The sequence below is a fragment of the Candidatus Zymogenaceae bacterium genome (genome assembly GCA_016931225.1).
Lineage (GTDB): Bacteria > Desulfobacterota > Zymogenia > Zymogenales > Zymogenaceae > JAFGFE01.
In genome coordinates, this window is the sequence record JAFGFE010000003.1 from 16839 (window position 1) to 42526 (window position 25688).

Below are 25688 nucleotides of genomic sequence, written 5' to 3' on the forward strand. Positions count from 1 at the left end.
ACACGCCCCCTCACACATGAAGGCATCGGCCCAGAGCGGCAAAGGTATTAAAAAGATCGAATACAGACGAGAACACAGAAACGGCGTCAGCATTCCTTGCATCTTGTGCGCAGAATTTCACGAAGCCGCCGTCCCACCTCTTCGGGCATCTTGTATTCCTCACACCCGCCGATCTTGTGAGACAGCTCTATAGTCAACTCGAAAGACTCGAAAAAACCCCGACAGATGTCACACTCCTTCATGTGCCGTTCAAGCTCTCTGCATTTGTCCGATGACAACTCATTGTCAAGATAACATGACAGCAGTTCACAGAACCTATCGCATTCCGTCGGGTTTCCCTCACCCTTTTTTCGATTTGAATTCCCCATCCAATGTCTTTTCCAGATATTCCCGTAGATACATTCGAGCTCGGTGAAGTCGGGATTTCGCCGCCGATTCCGATATCCCCAGAACCTCGGACGCCCGCTGGGTTGAAAATCCCTCCACGTCTCGCAACAGAAAAATGGCCCGATATTTTTCCGGCAGCTCGTTGACCGCCTTATTCAGTATGTCAACCAGCTCCTTTTCAAGAAAGGCCTCCCGGGGATTCCGCTCAAACCAACTGTACGGCCGATCCCGCATCATTTCCGGCGGAGGAATCTCATCCTCAAATTCCGTATATCCCCGCCCCGACTTTCTTATTTTCATCAGGGCGTTATTTGTGGCGATACGATAGATCCAGGTGGAAAAACTTGACTCTCCCCGGAACGACTCGAGGGCCCGAAACGCGTTGAGAAACGTCTCCTGAAGAACATCCTCGGCGTCTTCCGGGTTTCCCAGCATGCGAACGGCATGACCGTAGATTTTCTTTTCATACCGCCTGACCAGCTCCTCGAAGGATTCGTAATCGTTCTCCTGGGCCCGTTTTACAAGCTCATCATCGGTGAGCGCATTAAAGTCGTTTTTATTTGTTTCATTCATTTAGATGATGTAATACTTCATTCGTTTCATGGAAAAGCAACACGTGGGCACATACTACCCGAGGATTCACCGCTTGTCAATGCTCTGAAATACTTCTGCTTGATGCATGAAGCGCTCCGCTGTATAATGGAACGAATCGTCCGTAAGGGATGTCCCAATCGATAATTGCTTTCGTTTGTGTCACGGATAAATCGGTCGCACATATTACATGATTCGTGACCGTATAAAGGAGACTGATAATGACAAAACATGGAATTTCTATAGGTCTGAAGCGGGCCGTAACGGCTCTGCTTCTCGTATTCGCGGCGATCGGTCTGGCCTCCTGTGTCACGCTTTCGGGGCAGTCAGATCTGGAACGGGAGGTAAGTTACCTGAGGAGAGACGTGGACGACCTGATGAGTGCGCGATACGATGAGAAAGCCGCGTCCGGGGCGAACTACGATATCCTCTCGGAAGAGGTGAGGGAGCTTCGCGGCTCGTATGAACTTCTCCAGCACGAGTCGGACAGCCAGGCCGATGAGCTTTCCATCCTGTCGGATGTGGTAAACAGGACCATCGTCGACCTGGAAAACCGCCTGTACGCCATCGAAACCAGGCTTGCGGCCATCGAGGCGGAGCTGGGGATCACACCATCATCGGCGCCCGTGACAACACCCCCGACGACGCCGGATACCGCCCCGGCGCCGCCATCACCCGCAACGACCCCTCCTGCGGATACCACTCCCACACCTTCCCCCATCGGCAAAGAGGGAGACAAAATCTACTACGCCGCGTATGAACGGTATCAGGACGGCGACTACACCGATGCAATCAACGATTTTTCCACCTTTATCGCCACCTATCCCGAATCCTCCCTGGCCGACAACGCACAATTTTGGATCGGTGAATGCTATTACTCTCAGGGAGAGTATGAAATGGCCATCCTGGAATATGACAAGGTCATCAACAGCTACCCCGGCGCGGACAAGGTGCCCAGTGCATATCTTAAAATCGGGTATGCCTTTGCCGAGCTGGGAGACGAAGGGAGCGCTCGAGCCTTTTTGATGGAACTCATCGATAAGTATCCGGATGAGCCCCAGTCCGACCTGGCGAAGAAGAAACTGGAAAGCCTCTGATTTAAGACGCCGCTGTCGATATCGTTTCAGAAGACGGCGACACATCTTTAAAAACCGAGCCGTCTCCGTATCATCGGAGGCGGCCTTGTTTGTGCAGACATGACTGTCTCGACACAGACGGTCTGTATCTGTCTCAAGCACACCACCTGTTAATACAATGTTTTTGCATACAATTGACATATTTTTTAACCGAATGCGTCCATAATGTAGTGAGAATCCGAGAGTAAGTGATTGAATCGTCATTCATATTTTACTTGACATTTCAGCATTTTTTTTCTATAGTTCGTTGAATATGCTTGGTTGAAATTTTGTTTTTCGACGCATTTTCATTGATTCAGTGTCGATAAAGGGAATTTTGTTTCCGTTTATATATTGATCAACTTATTGTTTATGACCAAGGGGGTAACTTTCATGTCTGAAGGAAAAACCATGAACAGATGGTGGGTGGTTTTCGGAGCCATCCTCATCCAGCTCGTACTGGGTGCGATCTATGCCTGGTCCGTGTTCACACCGTATCTGACCGGGAAGGAATCCGACGGATTTACCGAATTCGGTTTCACCGCAACGCAATCCCAGTTCGTGTTCGCCGTGGGGCTCTTGTCGTTCGCCATCATGATGATCCTTGCGGGTCGCTGGCAGGATAAGGCCGGCCCGCAGAAAGTCGCCATTACCGGCGGTATCATTCTCGGTATTGGATATGTGCTGGCAAGCTTCTTTGGCGGGACCTTTCTCGGGCAGCTCATCTGCATCGGCATCATCGGCGGCGCAGGCATCGGTTTGGCCTACGTCTGTCCCATCGCCGCCGGGGTCAAATGGTTCCCGGATAAAAAAGGTATGATTACGGGACTGGCCGTGGCCGGTTTCGGTTTCGGCGCCCTGATCTGGATCAAGCTGGCCGGAAGCTGGTTTCATCTGATCGCCACTATGGGCGTTCTCAAGGTTTTCCTGCTGTACGGCATTATCTTCGCCGCGGCGGTGCTGATTGGATCCATCTTCGTCAAAAATCCCCCTGAAGGTTATAAACCCGCCGGTTGGGAGCCCCCGGCTCCGGCATCCGCCGGAGGAGCTGGCTCCGACGATTTTTCTTCCGGAGAAATGCTGAAGACCTACCAGTTTTACTTCCTGTGGATCATGTTCGTCTTCTCCGCTCTGGCCGGTCTGATGGTCATCGGTAACATCAAGCTTTTCGGCATCGACGCGCTGGAAACCTATGCGACCGCAGACGTGGCCGCCCGGGCTTCGGCCATCGCGGGAACCGCCATGGCGATCTTCTACTCCCTGCTTAACGGTATCGGCCGCATTACCTGGGGTTCGGTATCAGACAAGCTGACCCGCCCCAAATCGATCTTCGCCATGACGTTATTCCAGGCGGTTATGATGGCCATCCTTTTCTGGCTCGGCCGCAGCGAATGGGGTTTTTATATCGCCGCAGCCCTGATCGGGTTTAATTTCGGCGGCAACTTCGCTCTGTTCCCCACCGCCACCGCGGACTTCTTCGGCGCCAAGAACCTGGGCGCCAACTACGGCCTGGTCTTCACCGCCTACGGCATCGCCGGAATCATCGGCCCGACGCTGGGCGGAAAGGTGTTCGACGCCACCGGCTCCTATCTCGGAGCGTTCATCCCGGCCGCCGTGCTGTGCCTGATCGCATCGGTCCTGGCACTGATCATCAAGAAGCCCGTAAAGGCGTAACACAATCAACAACCGGGGAGGCGGGAGATACCCTCCCGCCCTCTCTGTTTTTGCAACCGAACCTGTTTCTGTAAATCGCGTTATATAAAAAAACGCACCAAGGCTGTAAGGAGGTTATTAACATGGCTGATGAAAAAGCGAGTGCATTCGAGGGCAAAAGCTTTGCACCGCCGAAAGACTTCACCGGTAAGGCATACATCAAGAGCCGAGAAGAATACGAAAAGCTCTATGCCGAATCATTGAAGGATCCCGATGGTTTCTGGGGTAGGATTGCCGATGAGTACATTACCTGGTCCAAGAAATGGAACAAGGTAAACGAGGAAAATTACAAGGAAGGCGACATCAAATGGTTTATCGGCGGTAAGCTGAACGCCTGCTACAACTGCTTGGACAGACATCTGGGCACCGAAAGGGAGAATCAGATCGCCCTCATCGCCGAGGGTAATGAGCCGGGCGAAGACTGGAAATATACCTACAAGGAACTGCACAGCGAGGTTTCCAAGTTCGCCAACGTCCTGAAGGATCAGGGAGTCAAGAAGGGCGATCGAGTGACCCTGTACCTGCCGATGATCCCGCATTTGGCCATCTCCCTGCTGGCATGCGCCCGTATTGGCGCCATCCACAGCATTGTGTTCGGTGGGTTCTCCGCCGACGCCCTCAAGGATCGTATCATTGACTGCGATTCCAAACTGCTGGTCACCTGCGACGGCACCTTCCGCGGCTCCAAGGCCGTTCCCCAAAAGGACAACGCCGACAAGGCCATCGAAGGCACCAAGGTCGAGAAGGTTATCGTGGTCAATCGCGTGGGCGATAAAATCAAGTGCAACTGGAAGGAAGGCCGCGACCTGTGGTGGGAAGACCTGATGGCCAAAGCCAGTGATGACTGCCCCTGTGAGGAGATGGATGCGGAAGACCCGCTGTTCATCCTCTACACCTCCGGCTCCACCGGCAAGCCCAAGGGCGTCCTGCACACCACCGGCGGATACATGGTATATGTTTCGTTTACCCACAAGATGATATTCGACTATCATCCCGGCGACATATACTGGTGTACGGCGGACATCGGCTGGGTGACCGGACATTCCTACATCGTCTACGGCCCCCTAGCTAACGGCGCCACCTCCATCATGTTCGAGGGCGTTCCCGCCTATCCGGACTGGGGCCGCTTCTGGGATATCGTGGACAAGTACAAAGTCAACATCATCTACACCGCCCCCACGGCCATCCGCGCCATCGCAAAGGAAGGCCTGGATCATGTCAAGAAACGTGATCTCTCCAGCCTCAAACTTCTGGGCACCGTGGGCGAGCCGATCAACCCGGAGGCATGGGGTTGGTACCATACCAACATCGGCAAGGGAAAATGCCCCATCGTCGATACCTGGTGGCAGACCGAGACCGGCGGTATCCTGATTACCCCGCTCCCGGGCGCATGGCCCACCAAACCCGGCAGTGCAACCCTGCCCTTCTTCGGCGTGGAGACCTGCCTGGTCGACGCCGACGCGAAGGAAATCGAGGGTCCCGGCGAGGGAGCACTGTGCATCAAGCGTTCCTGGCCCGGCCAGATGCGCGGCGTGTACGGCGACCCGAAACGCTTCAAGGAAACCTACTTCGTCCAGTACCCGGGGTACTACTTCAGCGGCGACGGCGCCCGCAGGGACGAGGACGGCTATTACTGGATTATCGGCCGCATCGACGACGTTATCAACGTCTCCGGTCACCGCATGGGTACCGCCGAGGTTGAGAGCGCCCTGGTCGCCCATCCCAAGGTAGCCGAGGCCGCCGTTGTCGGATTCCCGCATGACATCAAGGGCCAGGGCATCTACGCCTACGTGACCCTGAACAGCGGTGAGGCAAAATCCGACGAGCTCAAGAAGGAACTGGTACAGCATGTCCGCAAGGAGATCGGCCCGATAGCCACTCCGGACAAAATCCAGTTCGCAGACGGCCTGCCCAAAACCCGCTCCGGTAAGATCATGCGCCGTATCCTGAGGAAGATCGCTGAGAATCAGCCCGAGGGAATCGGCGACACCTCCACACTGGCCGATCCCGCCGTTGTGGACGATCTGGTGAAAAATCGCGAAGTTTCCTAAGACTTCACGTATCACCGAACGAATAAGGGAGGGCTTTTCGCCCTCCCTTTTTTATGGAAAAAACTGGAGTCATTCTGAAGAAGGAGGGGGATTGTCCCCTCCTTCTTGGATTCTTCGGATGATTTTCCTCCCGTTACCGCTCCTCGAAGATGATCCGAAACCGACACTCATCGCTTCCCAAGACGCGACACGTCTCCTCGGTGCTGGTTACTTTGAGGGTGGCGTCCAAGACCTGCATGACTCCGTGCACCAGTCCCCTCACAAAAGCACACGCCGGTTTGTCAAATCCGGATATCTTCTCTTCATCCTTAATCATCTCGTTGCACTCATTGCAATGGGGAAAATGCATAATCACCGTGTTCTCGTCCAGGTGAAATTCAACGGTCTCATCGGGATCGTCCCCTGTGCTGGCAATGTACCCCATATAGGCCAGCTGTACCTTGTCCCGGATATCTATATCCATCGCTACCAGGTCTTGAAACGGCTTGTGTTGCATGACAACGGTCTTGATGGTTCCCACGCCGGCCCGGAACATGAGCAGGTTATACCCCTTGTCCCCCATGATCACCCGCACCGCCTCGAAAAAGTTCGTCACCTTTTCATTCGGCTGAACGTGGGTTTCCATGTCATAATCCGGCGGCGAATCGATGAGATCCGCCAATCCCGCATACTGGAGCACTGAATTTTTTCCATGGGTTCCGAGAATATCCTCGATGGAATCGATGGTGCTTCGAAACGCCATGCTGGTGATGCCTATTATCTCTCCTGTCATAACTCACTCCATGTGTTGTTGAATCGTCCCTTGAAGCATATCCACATGTATCATCGCTCGACCGATGATGTAACACACGGCTTTAATATACAAAATTTCAGCATTTTTCGGCAACCCTTTTCTTTCAGACGATGCCGCTCCATATTTTCCCCATGCCGTCCTTTTACGGATCGTATAAGAACATGTATTCATACAGCTCCGACACAACAACGTCAAAAGCCCCGGTACGAAACTGTTTTTTCGTCCCAGGGCTTGATGCAGCGTCGGTGATCGATGACCCGACGAACCCGTATTACTTTTTCATCTTTTCAATTTCCATATCCCGGAGTTTTCTCCTGAGTATCTTGCCCACCGCCGATTTCGGGAGCTCATCGATAAACTCATATATTTTCGGCACCTTATATGCCGCAAGCTTCTCCCTGCAGTAGGCGTCCATTTCCTTCTCTGTTATCGTTTCACCCGGCTTTAACACGATAAACGCCTTGACCGTTTCACCCCGATACTGATCCGGCACTCCCACCGCGCAGGCCTCCATGACCTTCGGATGTTCAAAAAGGATTTCATCGATATCCCGGGGGAAGATATTGTATCCGCCGGCGATAATCATGTCTTTTTTCCGGTCGACAATGTACAGATACCCGTCCTCATCCAATTTCCCGATATCTCCGGTATAGAACCACCCGTCCCGAATGGAGTTTTCGGTCTCCTCGGGCATGTTGTAATACCCCTGAAGCATCTGGGGACCCTTGAAAATCACCTCCCCCTCCTCGCCGATGGGCATATCCTTTGTCCCCGTTTCCAAATCCACGATCCTCAAATCGGTGTTGCATATCGGAGGTCCCACACTCCCCGCCTTGAGCTTTCCCCGCCAGGGGGTCATGGTGATAATGGTGGTCGACTCGGTCATGCCGTATGCCTCCACGATATCGGCTCCCGTGGCTTCTCTGAGACCGGTGATCGTCTCCATCGCCAAGGGAGCGGCGCCGGAGAAAAATCCCCTGACGTACGGATACGAATGCTTCTTGAATTCCTCCAACTCCAAAAGCCCCACGTATATGGTGGGGACGGCCGGTATGATCGTCGGCTTGTACTTCAGAATCATATCCATCACCGCCTGTGGCTCCGGTCGCGGGATGAGTATGTCCGTCCATCCGTTTATAACGCATATGTTCATAACGGCGGTGAATCCCGCCATGTGAAATAGCGGAAATACCGACAGTTCCCGTTCCGGCGAATCCTGCACGTCAAAATACCACGCCCGGGTAATCTGGGTAACGGCCGTGGCGTTTCTATGATTGATGATCACCCCCTTTGATCGTCCGGTGGTTCCACCGGTGTAGGGGATGACGGCAAGATCATCCATTCCGGGGCCGGGGCCTGTGTACTCCGATGACGCGTTCTTTATAATGTCTGTGAATTGACAATAATCTGGAGCCGGCTCATAGGGATAATACATCCCCTTTTTCAGCCTGGGGAAGAGCTGTTTCTTCGGAAAGGGAAGATAATCGTTTATGTGAGCGGTGATGATGGTCTTGATGTTCGTCTTCGGTTTGAGGGCCAGCATCCGGGGCGCCAGCAAGTCCAGGGTGACCAATACCGTTGATCCGGAGTCGTTGAACTGGTGCTCCAGCTCCCGGTCGGTGTAGAGCGGATTACACGGCACCGGTACCGCACCCATCCGCCACGAGCCGTAATAAGCGATGACGATCTGGGGAATACTCGGCAACAGCAGTGCAATCCGGTCTCCCTTTTTCACACCGAGATCGAGCAGCGCATTGGCAAAGCGGCTGACGAGTTTATCAAACTCTGCATAGGAAATTTCCTTGCCCATAAAGAACAGGGCGGTCCGTTTGGGATATTTTTGTGCGGTTCGGGTGAGAATATCCGGAAGAGTAATTTCTTCGATCTCGATTTCCGGCGGTACTTCGGGCACATATGACTTGTGCCAGATGCGTTCCTGCATGTTTCATCCCTCCTCGTTCGATATGATGCCGTCGTCGATGGATAAAACGACACGGCGACGAAAAACCGTCCCGAAAAACCATTCGGGCACATTTTTGGGATGAATCGGTCGGAACCGGCTGATGGAAAGAATGATGACGTTCTGGATGATTGGTCGTATACGTATCAAACAGTGCCGGCATATTCGCTAAAGTAAAGCCCGGTGTTCACCCCTCCGATCGGCCTCAATTATAGGTATGATGAGTGGAGAAATCAAGGAGATTTTATACCGGCGGTCAGTTTTTATATGGTATGTTGTATATACTTCGCCTCGAGCGTCCCTTGTATTCTTTGGGGCCGCCCACGATCATCGATGACGATCCCCCGTGCATCGCCGATACTGGCCCGGAGGCTACACGCCGCCGAGGTCTACCATGTATGTTTCATAAAACGTCGGGGCCTTCTTTTTCGCCTCATCCACCACATGTAACACCTCTCCCTGGGACTTGAGGATTATGATGGTGAATGTGTCCTGGTTGTCTCCACCCCGGCCGGCGTCTTCTGTAAGCTTCTTTTCATAATACCGCACCACACCCACGGCTTCGACGTATTTCTCGGCATACGTCATGTCGCCGCCGATAGCATCTGTTCCGGTAAAGAGGGAAAGCCGTGTGTGTATATCATTCCCGATCTTCCTGACCGTTTCAGCCCTATCGAACAATCCGTTCGCCTCATGTGCCAGAGCCAGGTGCTCAATCAGGCCATCAAGAGTGATAATCCGGGCGCCCAACAGATCCTCACCGATACCTGGGAGGCTCGAAGAGCGAAACAGGGCGTCCTCATACCGGGCCAGGGCGATGTCTTTGTCTCCCTCTGCGTCGGCAAGCAGCCCCTGGGCGTATACCGCCCGCCACCCCAGTGCGGTTATGGAGAGCTCATCCGCGATGCGCTGGGCCTCCTCAAAATATCCGGCGGCCAAATCCGTACGGTCCTGGGCCAAAAGCGACATCCCCATCCCGATCAGCGCATCGGCCTCGTATACACTCGCGCCCTCGTCACGAAACAGCGTCAACGACTCGTTGAAATCGCCGACCGCGTCTGTATATTCCCCGTCCATATACTTGAGAAATCCGAGATATGAAAGGGATCTTGCCACGTAGCGCTCGGTGCCCGTGGGCATCTCGTTTAATAGCGAAAGCGCATCCTCCACGGCATCAGCGGCATCGTCGAATCCGCCTGTGGCAATCAGCACTTCTCCTATATTCAGCAGGTTCACCGCCACCAGGCGCTGTTGCCTGTAGGAGATGAACATCTCGTTGGATTCGGTAAAATAGTCCAGGGCCTCTTCGGTATCGTTCATCTCCAGGGCGAGTTTTCCGAGGTTTGTCACCACCTTCGCCTCGCTGAGGCCGTCGCCCAGCACTTGATACATGAGCCGGGCCTCGGAAAACGAATCTTTCGCATCATCGAATCTGAGCAGCTGTCCGTAGATGATGCCGAGGTTCGTCAGGATTTTTCCCGCCTCACCCGGATATTCATTTTCCTTTGCAAGCATAAGCGCCTTCTCGTAAACCTTGATGGAGCCGGCATAATCCCCGGATTTGTCCATAATATCCGCCTGGGTCGTCATTACCAGAAGGGTGGAATCGATCTCGTCTATATTTTTCACGAGCCTTTCCCCCTCCTCCAGACGCTCCAGGGCGTCGTCGTATCTCCCGATACTCCCCAGGGCGACGGCCGTTCGGGTGATAACCCACACCATGGATACGGTATCGTTCGCCTTCTTTCCGGCCTCGAAGGCGGTGTTATAGGCGTCCAGGGCCTTGTCGATCCTCCCGACATCGACCATGATGTCTCCCACACCGACCATATCCTGCATGAAGGCAGGCCCGTCACCGAGCCTTCCATGCAGCTCCGCGGCGGTTACATACATGGCGATAGCGGTCTCATAATCATCCAGTACATAGTAGGCCCGCGCCAGGTTATAGATCGCCTTCGCCTGTTCCTCACTCATACCCAGATCGTTGTAGTTCTGAGCCGCCTCCAGAAAGGCCGCTCCCGCCTCATAGTACATGCCGACACGATAGGCGGCCATACCCAGATTCATCAGATCATTGGCTATGTCCGAATATATTCCCCGCTCCCGGTCGATCTCCAGCGCACGATAAAAATATTCCACCGCAAGGGCATAGTCCTGTGTGTAGTAGTACATCAGCCCGATATTGTTGAGCACCATCGCCTGGTGTTCCAGGTCATTGTTCGCCCTGTATATCGGCAGCGCCTCCTCCCAATAACCGATGGCGCCTTCTAAGTCGCCCGCGTTGAATGCGTCCACACCGAGGTCAAACAGTACGTTCGGGTCATCCTCCGCACCCGCGGTAATCGGCACAATCAGTACCACGGCAAGAAGGAAAAGGGCCAACACGCCCGATAATTTCGTCTGTAATATAATCTTCATATATTTCTTTCCCAATATTTTTCCCGAAATCGTTACTTTTCCCTATTTCAATATTGCTTTCCGTACTCCATATCCATCTTCGATGAAATAGTCTCCCTGATCTTCGCCATCAGTTTGTTTCTGTCCTCATAGGTCATGCCCGAAACCTCCACCGGATCGTGCACGATCAGCTCAATCCTCCCCGGCTTCATCGCAAACGGCCTTCCCTTCGGAAGGGCGTACCTGCCGCCGTTGACCGTCACCGGGAGGATGGGGGTGTTCGTCGCCAGGGACATCACGAAACCGCCCTTCTTGAATTCCATGAGTTCCCCATCGGAACTCCTGGTGCCTTCGGGGAAAAACACCACAGAGACGCCGCTTTTCGCAATCTTCTCTTTCGCCGCATCCAAGCTTTCCCTGGCCTTCTCCGAATCTCCCCGGTCGATGTAGATCATCCCCAGCTGGCTGCAGCCGTACCCGAAAAGCGGTATACGCCTGAGCTCCATCTTCATCACCCATCGAAGCTGCAGCGGCATATAGGCGATCAGCGCCCAGACGTCGAAGTGGCTCTGGTGGTTCGACATGACGATATATGATCTGTTCCTGTCAATCTTCTCCTTGCCGATTATATCGACCCGGGTCATGGCCACCTTCAGGTTCAGCCAGGACCAGAGCCGTCCGATGAGGTTCCCAAAGTTCGCATCACGATCAATCCAGGGTATCAGGCCGACGATGATGACGATGATACCGAAAAACGTGGTGCTGACGCCTATGAAGACGATCACCACCGGATACCAGAGCTTAAAGACGATCTCATAGAGAAACCGCTTCATGGTGCATCCTCCATACGATCATACCGGGAAAACTGCATGGTGAATGTAGCCCGGCCCTGGCTCTGGGAGCGCAGCGCCGTTGAATACCCGAACATTTTGGACAGCGATACATCAGCATGTATCTGGTTGATATTTCCCTTCACATTCACACCCTTCAGATGCCCTTTCCTGGTGTTAATATCTCCGATGATTTCACCCATGAACTCTTCCGGGGTGATGATTTCCACATCCATGATTGGTTCCAAAAGCACCGGTTTCCCCCTCTGAGCGCATTCCCTGAGGGCTATGCCCGATGCAATGGCGAATGCCATTTCATCGGTGAGTCCCTCTTTTATATTCGCGGAGACAATCCTGATCTCCACGTCGACCAGCGGATAGCCCATCAGTGGACCGGTGGTCGATGTGTCCCGAATGGACCTGATCGCCGACTCCACCCATTCGGGACTCACGGCACCTTCACCGTCTGTGGGAAGTTCGCTGACGATAGAAAGCCCCGATCCCCGTTTCACGGGTGAAAGGGTCAGCGTTACGCCGGCGAATTTGGCATCCCCCGCGATCTCCCGATCGATCACGCCCTCGGCCGTGACGCTCTCTGTAATCGTTTCCCGGTACACCACCTGGGGTTTCCCCACGTTGGCACCCACGTTGAATTCCCGCCGCAGACGATCCACCATGATCTCCAGATGCAGCTCCCCCATGCCAGAGATAATCGTCTGCCCGGTGTCATCGTTCTGTCTGACCGTCAACGTCGGGTCTTCCTCCACGAGCTTCTGAAGCGACTGCTCCAGTTTTTCCTGGTCCGCCACGGTCTTCGGCTCAATGGCCAGGGATATGACCGGGTCATTGAAGAATATCGACTCGTAGAGTATCTGGTTGTTCCTGTCGCACAGGGTATCGCCGGTTGTGGTTTCCTTGAGCCCCATCGCCGCCACGATGTCCCCCACTGCGGATGTTTCTATGCGTTCCCGCTTGTTGGCATGCATTTTGAGGAGCCGGGCGATCTTTTCGGGCTTTTGCAGCCTCGGATTATAGACCGTATCACCGACCTTGATCTTTCCTGAATATATTCTGAGATAGGTCAGCTTTCTGCCCTGATCCATCTGTACCTTGAACGCCAGGGCCGAAAGCGGGGCCTCCTCGCTCGTGTCCCGCTGAAGCTCCTCCCCGCTCTTCGGGTCAAAACCCAGTATATTCGGCACATCCTCGGGCGATGGGAGCAGATCGACCACCGCGTCCATGAGGGGCTGAATTCCCTTGTTTTTCAGACCCGAGCCCATGAACACCGGTACGAACTTCCGTGCGATAACGCCCTTTCTCAGGCACGATATCAGCTCATCTTTCGTTATTTCCCGACCGTCAAGAAACTTCTCCGCCAGTTCGTCGTCCATATCCGCGGCGGCCTCAATGACCGCCTCCCGCATCGACTGCACCTCACTTATAAGATCATCCGGGATATCTTCGGACAGCACCGTCGCCCCCTGATCCTCATCGGAAAAGAGGATGCTTCTTTCACTCAAAAGGTCAACGACGCCGGCAAAGGTGTCTTCCGCACCGATGGGAAGCTGAAATGGGATTGGAGTGACCGCCAGCTTTTCCCGCATCATCTCCAGCACCATCCTCCAGTCCGCGCCAATGCGATCCATCTTGTTGATAAAGGCTATCCGGGGAACGCGATATCGATCCGCCTGGTGCCAGACCGTCTCCGACTGGGGCTCCACGCCGTCTACCGCGGAGAATATCGCCACAGCCCCGTCCAGTACCCTCAGAGAACGCTCCACCTCCATGGTAAAATCAACGTGACCGGGGGTGTCGATGATATGTATCTCGTGATCCCGCCAGAGACAGGTGGTAACGGCGCTGGTGATGGTAATCCCCCGCTCCTGCTCCTGGGGCATCCAGTCCATGATCGCCTCTCCGTCGTGGACCTCGCCGATTTTATAGGACACGCCGGTATAGTAGAGTATCCGCTCGGTAACGGTCGTCTTCCCGGCGTCTATGTGAGAGATGATGCCGATATTGCGGATTTTCTTGAGTCGTCCTGGCTTGGCCATTGATGATTTCCTTGTATATACATCCCGCCGGCGGTTCGGCTGAAACAGAGTGGTTTCGAGGTGTCTCCGTCGTTATGCGGTAATATCCACGTGCGTCACTTCCGTAATCGGGATTCCCAAAAACGGCCCCCCCACCCGCGCAAAGGTGTCCGGGTCGTCGGTCACATAAAAAGAGACCTTTCTTTTTCGTCCATCGCCGTTTTCCATCCCTTGTCCGGCGAGCATATCCTTTACCTCCTGGGCCACCGGGGTCGCCGAGTCTACGATCTTCACCTCATACCCCACGGTTTGAGCTATCACCGTCTTTAAAAGCGGGTAGTGTGTGCATCCCAGCACCAGGGTATCGATGTCCCTGGCGGCCATCTCCGCGAGATATCTCTGGGCCACAAGCGCCGTCACGTCGTCATCGGTCCACCCCTCCTCGGCCAGGGGCACAAACAGCGGACACGGCGTGCTGAACACCTGCATGTCTCTATTTATTGCCTGAATTTCACGCTCATATGCGCCGCTCTGTATGGTCGCCCTTGTCCCGATGACGCCGACCCTGCCGTTTTTCGAAACTTTGCAGGCCCTGGCCGCCCCGGGGCGGATCACCCCGATGGTCGGGACGCCCGCGTGCTCGCGGATGGCGTCCATTCCCGCCGATGCCGCGGTGTTGCACGCCACGATCAGGAACTTGATGCCCAATGAAACCAAAAAATCCGCGTTCTTTCTGGCGAACCTGACCACCGTCTCCGGGGACTTGTTTCCGTAGGGAATCCGGGCGGTGTCTCCCAGATATATACAGTCCTCACTTGGGAGAGCCCGGAGTACTTCCCGGAGCACCGTCAGCCCTCCCACACCGGAGTCGAACACCCCGATGGCGCCGTCTGACGGGTGATTCGGCGATACGATATCCCCGGAATGCGTCACGTTATGTCCTCTTTCGTGATGTGATCACTTTCTTTGCAGACCGAGAGCGAATCATGCGGTATCACCGCTACTCAAACAGCCGTCGAAATAAGCTTGTAGAGTATGCCATTTTTTCTCTTCTGTCAAGTGATGTCCGGTATAATTACATCCGTTTCCGTGGTGCCTGAGTGCCTCTTTCACCTCGAAAACGTCCCCTGCTTCTTATGGGGCGAGAAACGCACATGGGTAGGTCTGGATGTTCCGCACAACGGCGAAGATAATGATAACGGCGAGAATTGCCCATATCCAGATCGGCTGAAGCGGCTTTTTGCGCAGTCGTTTTTTCGTGACGAACCAATAGACCCGCTCCAGATATGCCCCCAAAAGAATCGGAACGGCGATGACCGCCAGGGCGTTGCTGGAAATGGCAGAGATGATCCTCCCGGAAAGCAGTTCATGGACGGCCCACAGGGCACCGCACCCGGGACAATACCAGCCGGTCAGAACCCTGAAGGGACAGGGGGGGTAGATAATCGACGTGACGGGGTCGAAAAAAAGGACCATCGCACAGAACAGTACGACGGCCGCGGGCACCAGGAGAATCTGCCACATGCCGGGGCCGGCTTGCGATGTGTCTGTTTCTCCGGGCGACATGTCAGGATTACAAAGAGTCCGCGAGGACTAAAAACCCGATGATGACCATGTAGAGAACTACATACATGGACCAAAAGACGATACCCACCGCAAAGGTAATCCAGCACCACATCCGGGCGTTTCGTGACGCCGTGCGCGCGTTGTCATATTCCTTTGCAATCAGCAATCCGTTGACCCGGGTGGAATATATCAGACCGACGATTCCGAGGGGAAAACAGCAGAATATCATCACGATAATAGCGGGGGCCAGGTAGTTGGGCATGTACCCCTCAACCTGTGCGTTATCGCCCGTGGGAAGGCGGGGCTCTTTTTCCTCGGCCGGTGTGTTCTGTGCAGGTTCTATCTCCGTCGTGCCCATCTGTGCTCCTCTCCTTTCAGAACGTAACTCTTTACCCATCTATACACGATACGGAGGGGATACACAAGTTATTTCTTTATTTCACACACTCGTAAAAAAACGCGGTGAGGAGTTCCCTCGCCGCGTTCGTTTTCCATGTTTTCTTCTTCCCCGTGTGTCGGCTCACGCCCCCGATTGGTACCTTCCCCATTCCCTTTTGTCGTCCCTTCCCGTCATCTCCCTTCCCCCAACAATTGCCTCCCCTTACTTCGCCCGCACGATGTCCTTGACCTTCATCAACCGCGACAGGTTCGAACGCTCCATTTCATCGAGTTTAAAGGTGATGAACCTCACCGTTTCCTCGATATTCGGAATCAGGACGTATTCCAGGGCGTTGACCCGCCGGCGGGTCTTTACCAGCTCGTCGGCCAAAAGCTCCGCGCGCTTTTCGTTCTGGGCCAGGACGATCATCTCGGAAAAAAGCTTTCTCAGCTCCATGATGTAGAGGTCCAGCTCACCGGAGGTGCCGGCGTACCCGTAACAGCGCAGCGCTCCCTCCTCCTCGAAGGTGATCTCGGGGACCTTGACGTTCATGATGGAGATCACCGAGACATCCATCTTGATCTTCACGGCGGGGAGGGCCAGAGCCTCCTCCACCCGTGCGGGACCCATGAAGGCGTTTATATGAATAAACCGCTTGAGGATATTCGACAGGTCTCGTTCCACCCTGGCTCGGATTTTTCTGGTCTCCTCAATGATCTCCATGAACTGACGCATCAGCTCGTCCTGTTTGTCCTTGAGGAGCTTGTGACCTCTTTCCGCCACAACAAGCCGACGCTTGAGCCGCATCAGCTCCATTCTGGTGCTGTTTACGTTGAGTTTCATCCGGTTATCCGTCTTGTCGGGGTATCACCCCTATTCAAGGGGTATCACCCCTTTTAACCTTTCAACCATGCCCCGTCATCACCTAATCGCCCTACTCCGTTTCACGCCCCCCTCTTGGCCCCTCGCTTAGCTGGCGGCGGCCTCCTCGCTCTTGAACCTGGGCAGGTATTTCTTCAGGAACTCCGGCCGGATACGCTTGAGCTCCACCGTCGGGAAGACAGACAAGAGCTTCCATCCCAAGTCAAGGGTCTCCTCGATGCTTCGATCCGCATATTCCCCCTGGGAGACGTACTCATCTTCAAACGTATTGGCGAAGTCAAAAAAGAGCTTGTCTATATCGCTGAGGGCGGCCTCGCCCAGAATAACGGCCAGCTCCTGGGCTTCCTTGCCCCTGGCATATGCGGCGAAGAGCTGGTTGTTGACGTCCGCGTGGTCTTCCCGGGTTTTTCCCGGCCCCATGCCCTTGTCTTTCAGGCGGGAGAGAGACGGCAACACGTCGATGGGGGGATTTATGTTCTTGCGAAGCAGCACTCGGGAGAGGATAACCTGTCCCTCGGTGATGTAACCGGTCAGGTCCGGTATCGGGTGCGTCTTGTCGTCCTCAGGCATGGTAAGAATCGGGATCTGGGTAATGGACCCGGTCCGCCCTTGGATCTTCCCGGCCCTCTCATAAATAGAAGAGAGGTCTGTATAGAGATACCCCGGATATCCACGTCTGCCCGGAATCTCCTTTCGGGCGGCGGAGATCTCCCGGAGGGCCTCGCAGTAGTTGGTCATGTCGGTCAGGATGACCAGTACGTGCATCCCCTTTTCAAACGCCAGGTACTCGGCGGCGGTCAGGGCCATCCGGGGGGTCGCCACCCTCTCCAGGGCCGGGTCGTCGGCCAGGTTCAAAAAGAGCACCGATCGGTCGATGGCGCCGGTCTTGTTGAACTCGCTGATGAAGTAGTTGGCCTCCTCGAAGGTGATGCCCATGGCGGCGAACACGACGGCGAAAAGCTCGCCGCTGCCCCGCACCTTGGACTGCCGCGCGATCTGCGCCGCAAGCTGGTTGTGGGGAAGACCGGAGCCCGAGAAGATTGGGAGCTTCTGCCCCCGAACCAGGGTATTCAATCCGTCGATGGCGGAGATACCGGTCTGGATGAACTCCTCCGGGTAGTCACGCGCATATGGATTGATGGGGTTGCCGTTGATATCCAGCCTCTTTTCGGCGATGATCTGCGGGCCGTCGTCGATGGGATTCGCCATGCCGTCGAAGACCCGTCCCAAAACATCCTCCGAGAGAGGTATCTGGATACCCCTTCCGAGAAACCGCACACGGGAGTTGTAGATATCAACGCCGGAGGTGCCCTCAAAGAGCTGGATCATCGCCCGGTCTCCATCGACCTCCAGGACCTTCCCGGTGCGCCGCCTTCCGTCCGGCAGCTCCACCGTTACCAGCTCCTCGTACTTGACCCCCTCGATCTCTTCAACGATCACCAACGGGCCGTACACATCCTTTATCGTCAGGTATTCTTTCTGCATTTACTGTTCCCCGTTTTCGCTCCTTAAAATCCGAGCACGATGTCCTCTTCGGTGGATACCTTCACCTGGGTCTCCACCTCGCCCTCGATGCTGTTTGAGATTCTTTCAAGTTCCTTGATATTCGTCTCCGGTATGTATTTCATCTGGGCGATCTCTTCCTTGACCTTGAGCTTTTCAAGGCTTTCAAAGGGAACCCCCTTGTTGAGGGCCTCGGTGGATACATTGTGCAGTTTCAGGATAAGCTTTATCATCTGATTCATCTTCTTCGATGAACAGTAACTGTCCACATCGTGAAAGGCGTTCTGATGGAGGAAGTCCTCCCGAAGGGACCGGGCCGTTTCCAGGGTCAGCCGGTCCTGGGTGGACAGAGAATCGACGCCCACGAGCTTGACTATCTCGGCCAGCTCCGCCTCTTCCTGGAGTATTCTCATGGCCTCCTGCCTGTTTTCCACGATGTCCTGGGCCACCTCTTTTCTGAGGCTTTCCTCCAGGTTGTCATGGTACAGGGAATAGCTGTTGAGCCAGGATATGGCCGGGAAATGCCTCTGGAAGGCCAGCTTGTCCTCCAGGCTCCAGAATACCTTGACCACCCGCAGCGTCGCCTGTACCACCGGGTCCGACAGGTCGCCGCCGGGAGGTGACACCGCGCCGATGATGGAGACGCTTCCCTCCCGGTTATCGCCGCCGAGGGTGATCACCCGGCCGGAGCGCTCATAGAACTCTGCGATGCGGGTTCCGAGATACGCCGGATAGCCCTCCTCGCCGGGCATTTCCTCAAGCCGTCCGGATATCTCCCGCATGGCCTCGGCCCATCGGGACGTAGAGTCCGCCATGACCGCCACGGAATATCCCATATCCCTGAAATACTCTGCGATGGTGATGCCGGTATACACCGAAGCCTCACGGGCCGCCACCGGCATGTTGGAGGTATTTGCCACAAGCACCGTCCGGTTGATGAGGGTTTCACCGGTCTTGGGGTCTTTTAAATGGGGGAACTCCTGGAGCACGTCGGTCATCTCGTTTCCCCGCTCCCCGCAGCCGATATAGACGATGACTTCGGCGTCGGCCCACTTCGCCAGCTGATGCTGGATGACGGTCTTTCCGCTTCCGAAGGGACCCGGCACGCACGCCGTTCCCCCCTTTGCCAGGGGGAAGAAGGCGTCCACGACCCTCTGGCCCGTAATGAGAAGCTCCGTGGGAGTCTTTTTTCTCTTGTATGGGCGGGAGAGGCGGACCGGCCATCTTTGGATCATGTTCATCTTTTTGGTGCCGTCCGCGGTATCGATCTCGCAGACCGTATCCTCGATCTTGAACTGGCCCGACTCGATCTTCTTTATCTTACCGGAGATGCCGATCGGGACGATGATCTTGTGGACGACGGCCACCGTCTCCTTGACCTCGCCGATGATATCCCCCTCCTCCACCTCATCACCCTTGGACTTCAACGCGACGAAATCCCAGACCTTGTCACGATCCAGCGCCAGGGCCTCCACGCCCCGGGTGATGTAATCCCCCGCCTTTTCCTTGATGACGTCCAGTGGGCGCTGAATCCCGTCGTAGATGGAGGTTACCAGGCCGGGGCCCAGTTCCACCGATAGCGGCATATTGGTTGGATACACCGGGTCGCCGGGGCCGATGCCGCCGGTTTCTTCATAGACCTGAATAAACGCGCTGTCGCCGTGGAGCTCGATGATTTCTCCGATGAGACCTTCCTCGCTGACCTTCACCACATCGAACATCTTCGAGCCGGACATCTTGTCGGCCACCACGAGCGGTCCCGACACCTTCGTTATGACTCCCTGTTTCATAAACCCACCGTATACCGTATATTCGCCTTATTTTCCGTTCAGGTCGTTTTCCGCTTCGTCCCGTTGTCTGTCAATCGATGTGCGGAACACGCCGCTATTCTTCCTCGTTATCCATGGCAAGCCGGGATCCGACCGCCGTTACGATGATGTCATCCAGTTTCTTCAACCCCATGCCCCGGCTGCCGCCGGCGTCGGGGATGGTCACCACCGACGGGATGGGTCGATGGGCCACATCTTCGATCAGGTCGGGCACCTCTTCGGCAAAACGCTCCGTGATGAAAATCACCACCGCCTCGTCCTTGACGGCCCTGTTGAAAGACTCCCGCACTCGGCCGGGCCCGGGGGTCATGACCGTCACGCCCAGGGCTTTAAATCCCAAAACCGAATCGCGATCTCCGATGACCGTCACCTTATTTTGAGACATATCCCAACCTCATCTTTATATCGTCAGCCGCAAGGCCGTTTTCCTTCCCCAAAACGACGGTCCTGAGTTTCTTTATTTCGATGTTCTTTCGATAAAAATAATCTATGAGCACTTCAACACCGAAATTGATGAGCCGCACCCTGTCCAGCAACCTGAGGATCTCGTTGTCCATCAGCGCCTCCAGGCGGGAGAAGGTGGTGGAGTTTTTCAGGTAGGGTATTCCGTCACCGGTCAGATCGGTGTATTCCGTTTGAGCGAAGAAATCGGTCTCCACCTCCTCAATTTCCCTGGGGTATTCTTCGAGAAATCGAGCACGGTCTATGCCGCCGCCTTCGATAAAACCCTCCTGAAACGCAGCCTGGGGCTCTTCAAGCCATTTAAGCCGTAAAAACGTCAGGATGTTGGTGATATCAACCTCCATAACCAGAAGCTTATAGAGCAACAGCTCCCGCAGGGACTTGGCCCGACCGATGAGATATTCATACATAATGCGATCCACCGCCAAATCTATATCCACGGGACGCTTCTCGGCGTCATATGCATCACGTGCGGCGATCGCTGCTTCTTTCAGATGCCCGGGGAGGTCTCCCGATTTCTCCGGTTCTCGAACCTCTTGGAGTATCGTCAAGGGAGAGATGGTGCCCAGATCGCTGAAGGATTCCTTTGCGTCCATCCCTCTATGGACAGACTTCACGGCCAGCTTCAGGTTGAAGTAATCATAGGGGATGAAAAGGAGGTCCGTTACCTCTGTATCCTGGCTCAGGGAATCAACGAGCGTTCTCACCCGTTTTTCCTCGTTAGAAAGGATACTGTTGATATCGTATACCGCCTCTGTTGCGCCTATGTCGTCCTGGTAGGCTTGCGCGTAGTCGGTATCACCCAGCATGGAGAATACATCCTCGGTCCGCCGCGCCTCCGCTAATCGAAGAAATCGATCATGGGCGACCATGCGGTGCTCGATGGTTCTAATGTATCCCGCGGCATAGGTATATCGCCGGTCGCTGCCCCATCTCCACTGACCTGACAGGAGATACAGGTCGAAATCCACCGGATAGACGCTCCCCATACCAACGGACCCGAAAAACGCCACATCCAGGTTCCTGTCTTTTTTCAACGCGGGGTGTACCGGTATTTGATTCATCGGTTTATTTCTCGTTGTGTCACGGCGCGATGCATCCATCATGCCGTCGGGTGTTTCAGTTAAATCCCGTCAAATTCCTTCATCCGCCGATCTTCGACGTATGGTATTCTCACTCTTTCCCTCGCCACAGGACCCACCGTTCTCCATACCCGACTTCTCCACTCACCCTCGCCGAAACGGCGGGCGCCGCACATTTTTATGATTCCGGAAAGAGTATCTCAGTCAACCGCCCCTCCAGCTCGTAGCGCAGCTCTCCCAAAAGCACATCGAGGCTCAGGTTTATCTCCGTCCTCCCCTTTGAAAGGACGATGCCTCCCTCGATGTTCCTTGTCTCATTGGATACGTCGACCTTGCCGGGAAGTTTTTTCTCCTTGAGCGCGGCGTTGATCGATGAAGTCCACGTCTTCAGCTTCTTTGAGAGGCGCTTGTTGTCCGACGGAGACAGCATGATTATCTCATCGCCGGAGGCACAATGGTTGACGGCAAGGCCGGACAGGAGCTTCAGGTATTCGTCGTCGGGTAGGCCATGCAGCTTCGCTTTCGCCTCGGCGAATACCTCGTTTATTATGCTCTCCTTGGCGGCGAGCACGCGCTTTCTCCCCTCGAGCCGGGCCGAAGAGGTCTGGCGGCGGACGATTTCTTCTGCCTCGTCCTCCGACCTTTTTTTAGCGTCCTCGTCCAACTCCCGCTGGTCGGCGTCGAGCCGTGTCCTGAGCCTTTCGACATCCTCCTCGGCCTTTCCATCGATCACCTTTACGGTGGATGCAGCTTCGGACAGTATTTTTTCAACGATGTTCTCTAAGGACATACGATCACCTTATCTTTTTCTCAAGACGGTGTTTCCCGTTCTGTTCCCCTGCGTTGCGGCCGCTGTGAGCGCCGCACCGCTGTTAGACGACGATACCCTGGAGCATCAGGATGGTGATCAACAGGCCCAGAATCGCATAGGTCTCGACCATGGCGCCGTAAATAACCGCCCGCATCATGGCGTCCGGTCGCTTGGCTGCCATGCTGACGCCGGTTGCGCACACTTTACCCTGGTTGATACCGGAAATCCATCCGGAGAGCCCCGTGGGTATCCCCGCAAAACAGAGCATCCAGGCCTGGGCCATTCCCGGAATGGTCGGGTCGCCGGTGAGCAGGTTTATCTGGTTCAGAATCAGAAACGCGCCCAGGAAGCCGTATATACCCTGGGTTCCCGGAAGGGCAACCAGGATGAGGAGGTTTCCGAATTTATCCGGGTCTTCGGCCAGCACGCCGTTGGCCACCTGGGCCGCCGTGCCGATACCGATGGCGGAGCCGAAACCGCCGAATACCACGGCGATGGCGGCGCCCAGGATGGGCAGCGCCAGCTCGGGCACCGTGAGCATAAAAATGTTTTCCTGCAAGATCTCTAACATGTCAACTCTCCGAAAAAGGCTTTGTCGCGCAGGGTGTCATCATCCCGTCCCCGCCGCTTAGTTGGCGGATTTTTCACGGTGATGTATACATCCCGTCACATTATTTCTCCATTTCGTCATCTATAAGAACGTATTTCGTCTCTATTCCGAAGGGACGGAAGGGTCTCCCCCCGCCCTCGAAAAACTTCGTATAGAACTCCACATATTGGAGCCTCGTGGTATGCACGAACGCACCCAGGGCGTTGATGGCGATGTTGAACGCGTGCCCCGCCAACAGGATGAGAATTGCGGCGATAATCCCAACCACCGGGATACTGGCAACCATACCGGCGACGATATTGACCACCGCCGCGATGATACCGGTGGCAAGCCCCAGGGCCAGAAGCCTGAGATAGCTGAGCACGTCTCCCATATACGAGGTGCTGCCGTATATGGCGTACACGCCCCAGAGGATGCGCACCAGGATGTTGCCTTCCTGATGAGAAAAGAGGATGATGGCCGCCACCGCCGTGAGAATGGCGATGGTTGCAGTCTTGACCCCCCACGCCGGTATGAGTCCGGGGGCCATGAACTGGGTCAGGAGCACCGCGGCGCTGTCGAGAAAGATGATCCACCCGAGCTGCACGAACAGGGCCTGGGTGAAGTTCTTCCGCTTGAGATTCATGACCATTTTTATGAGCAATCCAAAGTTTATCTGGACCACCCCCAGCACGATGCAGATGAGCATGAAGGTAATGGTATCCTGCACCGGGTCGAACAGCTTGAGCTGATAGAGGAAGTTGTTCAGCGGTGAGGTAACCGCAACAGTCGCATCGGGATTTGCGGCCAGGGCCGCCGTGACGTCCTCGGCATGGACCGGCTCAACGATGGAGATGCCGAACCAGCCGCCGGTGGCGGCTCCCGCCACGATGGTGGAGATCGCGCCGATGGTCAACAGTCCCACGAGCTTTGTCTTCCCCAGGGTGTGGCGGAACTTGATCATGGCGAAAATCATCAGGGCCAGCATAATCAGCCCGTATCCCGCATCGGTCAGGCACAGCCCGAAGAATATGACGAAAAACGGGAACAGAAGTGGCGTGGGGTCCACGCCATCCGGAGCGGGCATGCCGTAGAGCTCCGTGATGAGCTCGTAGGGGCGCACGATCCGTCGGTTCTTCAGAAGAATCGGCGGCTTGTCGTCCTCGGACGGCGGAAACGGCATCATTTCAACCAGGTCGAACCTTCCCGTCACATCCTCCCTCATCGAATCCACGACACTCGTTGGCATCCATCCCTCGATGAACGACACATCCCGGGAGGAGCGGACCTCTTCGGCCACCTCTTCCCGCTCCTTTTCGATGGTATAGTGATCATAGAGGGCTTCAAGGTCACCGGTCTTTTCGGCGAGACTCCGGGCCTCTCCCTCCTGTTCCTCTCCCCTCGCGGTGAGCTCGGTTATTTCCCGCTCCAGTTCCTTGACAAGGTTCTCAAACGTGCCGTCTGCATCCGGCAGGGACTCCTTTTCGGCCTCTATCTTCGCCAGCGCCTCATCGTACGCGGTGCGATCTTCCTGGTGACAGGCGAAGTGAAAATAGGTATAGTCGCCGATGGCACAGATCCTAGTCAGCACGTGGGTATTACCCGTCTCCTCCATGACCCGCTCCACCTCACTTGCGGGGGTCTTGTAGATCATGAACAGGGTCTGATAGACGTGTTTCGTCTCCCTGAGACTGCTGATGGGCGTATCGATGCAGAGCCAGGGGCGATAGACATCCGCCGTGGACTCAAGCTTCGTAATCTGGTTTTTGTTCTCGTTGATTTCCCGGTTGAGTCTTCCCGCCCGTTCAATGACGTCACGAGTCGGAAAGCGTTCCGCCAACAGAGACAGGTCTTCCACGCCCTTTTGCTCTTTCGGCGCCATGAAAGACTTTTTATTGCCGTACGGCTTGAGGAATTGGAGGGTGAAGTCTATCTGGGAGGTGAGCGCCACCAGGTCGTTGAGGCGATCGGAATCGGCTCGAAAGAGATCGCCGAAGGCTTCCTTCACCTCGGGTTGGGAGAGTTCCGATATTTCCACAACTCCCCGCTTTTGAATGAACTTCAGAAACGGCTCGCGCTCATGGTTGTGGATGACAAAAAGAACTTTTGATAGATCCGAGATACTCACTGGTCAAACATCTTTTCTGTAATAAGGTTCACTGCCGCATCTCTGGACTTGTCCGCCCTGGCTCTGATCCTGTTGATTTCCTGCTGGGCTTCCTCCAGGATATTGGATTCGGCCGCCGCCGCATCCTTCTTCGCCTGCTCCATCAACTCCGCCCGCTTCGCTTCATTTTTTTTTCGGGATTTTTCCAGGATATCCTCCCGCTTCTTTTCAAAATCGGTCTGTGACGCCCTGGCACGGGCCTCGGCCTCTTTTATCAGCTGCTCGCTGGAGGCTTCGGCTTTCTTGATGGAACCGATGATGTTATTAAGCATGATATCCATCCCCGCATAAGGTTGATAAAATCAAACTCTACTTTATATAGCATCACAAAATAAAATGCAAGAAAAATCAAAAAAATTTTTCTTAAATAATTCACTTTTTTTATCCCGTCGTCGTGAACACACCATGCTTTCCCCCCGGCCCTTCTTTCTTCTTTTCGATATACTCCTATTTACACCTTTACCTCCTGTGTGTTATGATGCACTGCCGGATGAGATTAACATGTCAATCCGCACTCGATGCGCGTTGCTTCACGCGCTGTGTTTTTC

The 25688-nt window shown here is 54.9% G+C and carries 22 protein-coding genes; 3 read left to right on the forward strand and 19 right to left on the reverse strand.

Features of this window, described 5'->3' with window-relative positions; genetic code table 11:
* Positions 1 to 86: 86 nt before the first annotated feature.
* Together JW885_00775 and JW885_00780 are read right to left on the reverse strand one after the other, a co-directional pair.
* On the reverse strand, positions 87 to 368 hold the full coding sequence (locus JW885_00775; GenBank protein ID MBN1880677.1) for a zf-HC2 domain-containing protein: 282 nt from the start codon (positions 366 to 368) through the stop codon (positions 87 to 89).
* The gene (locus JW885_00780) at positions 340 to 960 is read right to left on the reverse strand and encodes a sigma-70 family RNA polymerase sigma factor (GenBank protein ID MBN1880678.1); all 621 of its coding nucleotides are present in this window, start codon (positions 958 to 960) and stop codon (positions 340 to 342) included. Before JW885_00780 ends, JW885_00775 begins: the two co-directional genes overlap by 29 nt.
* A gap of 239 nt (positions 961 to 1199) precedes the next feature.
* Here JW885_00780 and ybgF point away from each other — a divergent pair, with 239 nt between their 5' ends.
* The 3 genes from ybgF (at position 1200) to acs (ending at position 5857) form a co-directional block, all read left to right on the forward strand.
* The gene (gene ybgF / locus JW885_00785; protein ID MBN1880679.1) at positions 1200 to 2075 is read left to right on the forward strand and encodes a tol-pal system protein YbgF; all 876 of its coding nucleotides are present in this window, start codon (positions 1200 to 1202) and stop codon (positions 2073 to 2075) included.
* A gap of 411 nt (positions 2076 to 2486) precedes the next feature.
* A complete protein-coding gene (locus JW885_00790; protein ID MBN1880680.1) occupies positions 2487 to 3767 on the forward strand; it encodes an OFA family MFS transporter in 1281 nt (426 codons plus the stop codon).
* A 122-nt stretch (positions 3768 to 3889) separates the two neighbouring features.
* The gene (acs, locus tag JW885_00795; GenBank protein MBN1880681.1) at positions 3890 to 5857 is read left to right on the forward strand and encodes an acetate--CoA ligase; all 1968 of its coding nucleotides are present in this window, start codon (positions 3890 to 3892) and stop codon (positions 5855 to 5857) included.
* 133 nt (positions 5858 to 5990) lie between these two features.
* On the opposite strand, the gene JW885_00800 is transcribed toward acs, so the two are convergent.
* The 17 genes from JW885_00800 to JW885_00880 all read right to left on the reverse strand — a co-directional run bounded on the left by JW885_00800 (position 5991) and on the right by JW885_00880 (position 25412).
* Positions 5991 to 6629, reverse strand: coding sequence for a hypothetical protein (locus tag JW885_00800; protein MBN1880682.1), 639 nt, complete (start codon positions 6627 to 6629; stop codon positions 5991 to 5993).
* 292 nt (positions 6630 to 6921) lie between these two features.
* Positions 6922 to 8592 (reverse strand): long-chain fatty acid--CoA ligase, encoded by a 1671-nt coding sequence (locus JW885_00805; protein ID MBN1880683.1) that lies wholly within the window; start codon positions 8590 to 8592, stop codon positions 6922 to 6924.
* Between the two features lie 390 nt (positions 8593 to 8982).
* The gene (locus JW885_00810; GenBank protein MBN1880684.1) at positions 8983 to 11028 is read right to left on the reverse strand and encodes a tetratricopeptide repeat protein; all 2046 of its coding nucleotides are present in this window, start codon (positions 11026 to 11028) and stop codon (positions 8983 to 8985) included.
* 47 nt (positions 11029 to 11075) lie between these two features.
* Positions 11076 to 11840, reverse strand: a complete 765-nt coding sequence (locus JW885_00815) for a 1-acyl-sn-glycerol-3-phosphate acyltransferase (protein ID MBN1880685.1) — start codon at positions 11838 to 11840, stop codon at positions 11076 to 11078.
* Positions 11837 to 13891 (reverse strand): elongation factor G, encoded by a 2055-nt coding sequence (fusA, locus tag JW885_00820; GenBank protein ID MBN1880686.1) that lies wholly within the window; start codon positions 13889 to 13891, stop codon positions 11837 to 11839. Before fusA ends, JW885_00815 begins: the two co-directional genes overlap by 4 nt.
* A gap of 72 nt (positions 13892 to 13963) precedes the next feature.
* Positions 13964 to 14785 (reverse strand): glutamate racemase, encoded by an 822-nt coding sequence (locus JW885_00825; protein MBN1880687.1) that lies wholly within the window; start codon positions 14783 to 14785, stop codon positions 13964 to 13966.
* A gap of 219 nt (positions 14786 to 15004) precedes the next feature.
* Positions 15005 to 15394, reverse strand: a complete 390-nt coding sequence (locus JW885_00830; GenBank protein MBN1880688.1) for a DUF2752 domain-containing protein — start codon at positions 15392 to 15394, stop codon at positions 15005 to 15007.
* A 49-nt stretch (positions 15395 to 15443) separates the two neighbouring features.
* Complete coding sequence (locus JW885_00835) at positions 15444 to 15794, reverse strand: CD225/dispanin family protein (GenBank protein ID MBN1880689.1); 351 nt, start codon at positions 15792 to 15794, stop codon at positions 15444 to 15446.
* A 243-nt stretch (positions 15795 to 16037) separates the two neighbouring features.
* Positions 16038 to 16658, reverse strand: a complete 621-nt coding sequence (locus JW885_00840) for a V-type ATP synthase subunit D (protein MBN1880690.1) — start codon at positions 16656 to 16658, stop codon at positions 16038 to 16040.
* Between the two features lie 126 nt (positions 16659 to 16784).
* Entirely contained in the window at positions 16785 to 18182 is a 1398-nt protein-coding gene (locus JW885_00845) for a V-type ATP synthase subunit B (GenBank protein ID MBN1880691.1), read from the reverse strand.
* Between the two features lie 23 nt (positions 18183 to 18205).
* On the reverse strand, positions 18206 to 19990 hold the full coding sequence (locus JW885_00850; GenBank protein MBN1880692.1) for a V-type ATP synthase subunit A: 1785 nt from the start codon (positions 19988 to 19990) through the stop codon (positions 18206 to 18208).
* Between the two features lie 94 nt (positions 19991 to 20084).
* Positions 20085 to 20414: a V-type ATP synthase subunit F gene (locus JW885_00855; GenBank protein ID MBN1880693.1), complete on the reverse strand. Its 330-nt coding sequence runs from the start codon at positions 20412 to 20414 to the stop codon at positions 20085 to 20087.
* Complete coding sequence (locus tag JW885_00860) at positions 20401 to 21555, reverse strand: V-type ATPase subunit (protein ID MBN1880694.1); 1155 nt, start codon at positions 21553 to 21555, stop codon at positions 20401 to 20403. Before JW885_00860 ends, JW885_00855 begins: the two co-directional genes overlap by 14 nt.
* 196 nt (positions 21556 to 21751) lie before the next feature.
* The gene (locus tag JW885_00865; GenBank protein MBN1880695.1) at positions 21752 to 22363 is read right to left on the reverse strand and encodes a V-type ATP synthase subunit E; all 612 of its coding nucleotides are present in this window, start codon (positions 22361 to 22363) and stop codon (positions 21752 to 21754) included.
* A gap of 82 nt (positions 22364 to 22445) precedes the next feature.
* Complete coding sequence (locus JW885_00870) at positions 22446 to 22925, reverse strand: V-type ATP synthase subunit K (GenBank protein MBN1880696.1); 480 nt, start codon at positions 22923 to 22925, stop codon at positions 22446 to 22448.
* A gap of 130 nt (positions 22926 to 23055) precedes the next feature.
* Positions 23056 to 25101, reverse strand: a complete 2046-nt coding sequence (locus JW885_00875; protein MBN1880697.1) for a V-type ATP synthase subunit I — start codon at positions 25099 to 25101, stop codon at positions 23056 to 23058.
* Positions 25098 to 25412, reverse strand: a complete 315-nt coding sequence (locus tag JW885_00880; GenBank protein MBN1880698.1) for a hypothetical protein — start codon at positions 25410 to 25412, stop codon at positions 25098 to 25100. The genes JW885_00875 and JW885_00880 overlap by 4 nt, the downstream gene beginning before the upstream one ends.
* Between the last annotated feature and the right edge of the window lie 276 nt (positions 25413 to 25688).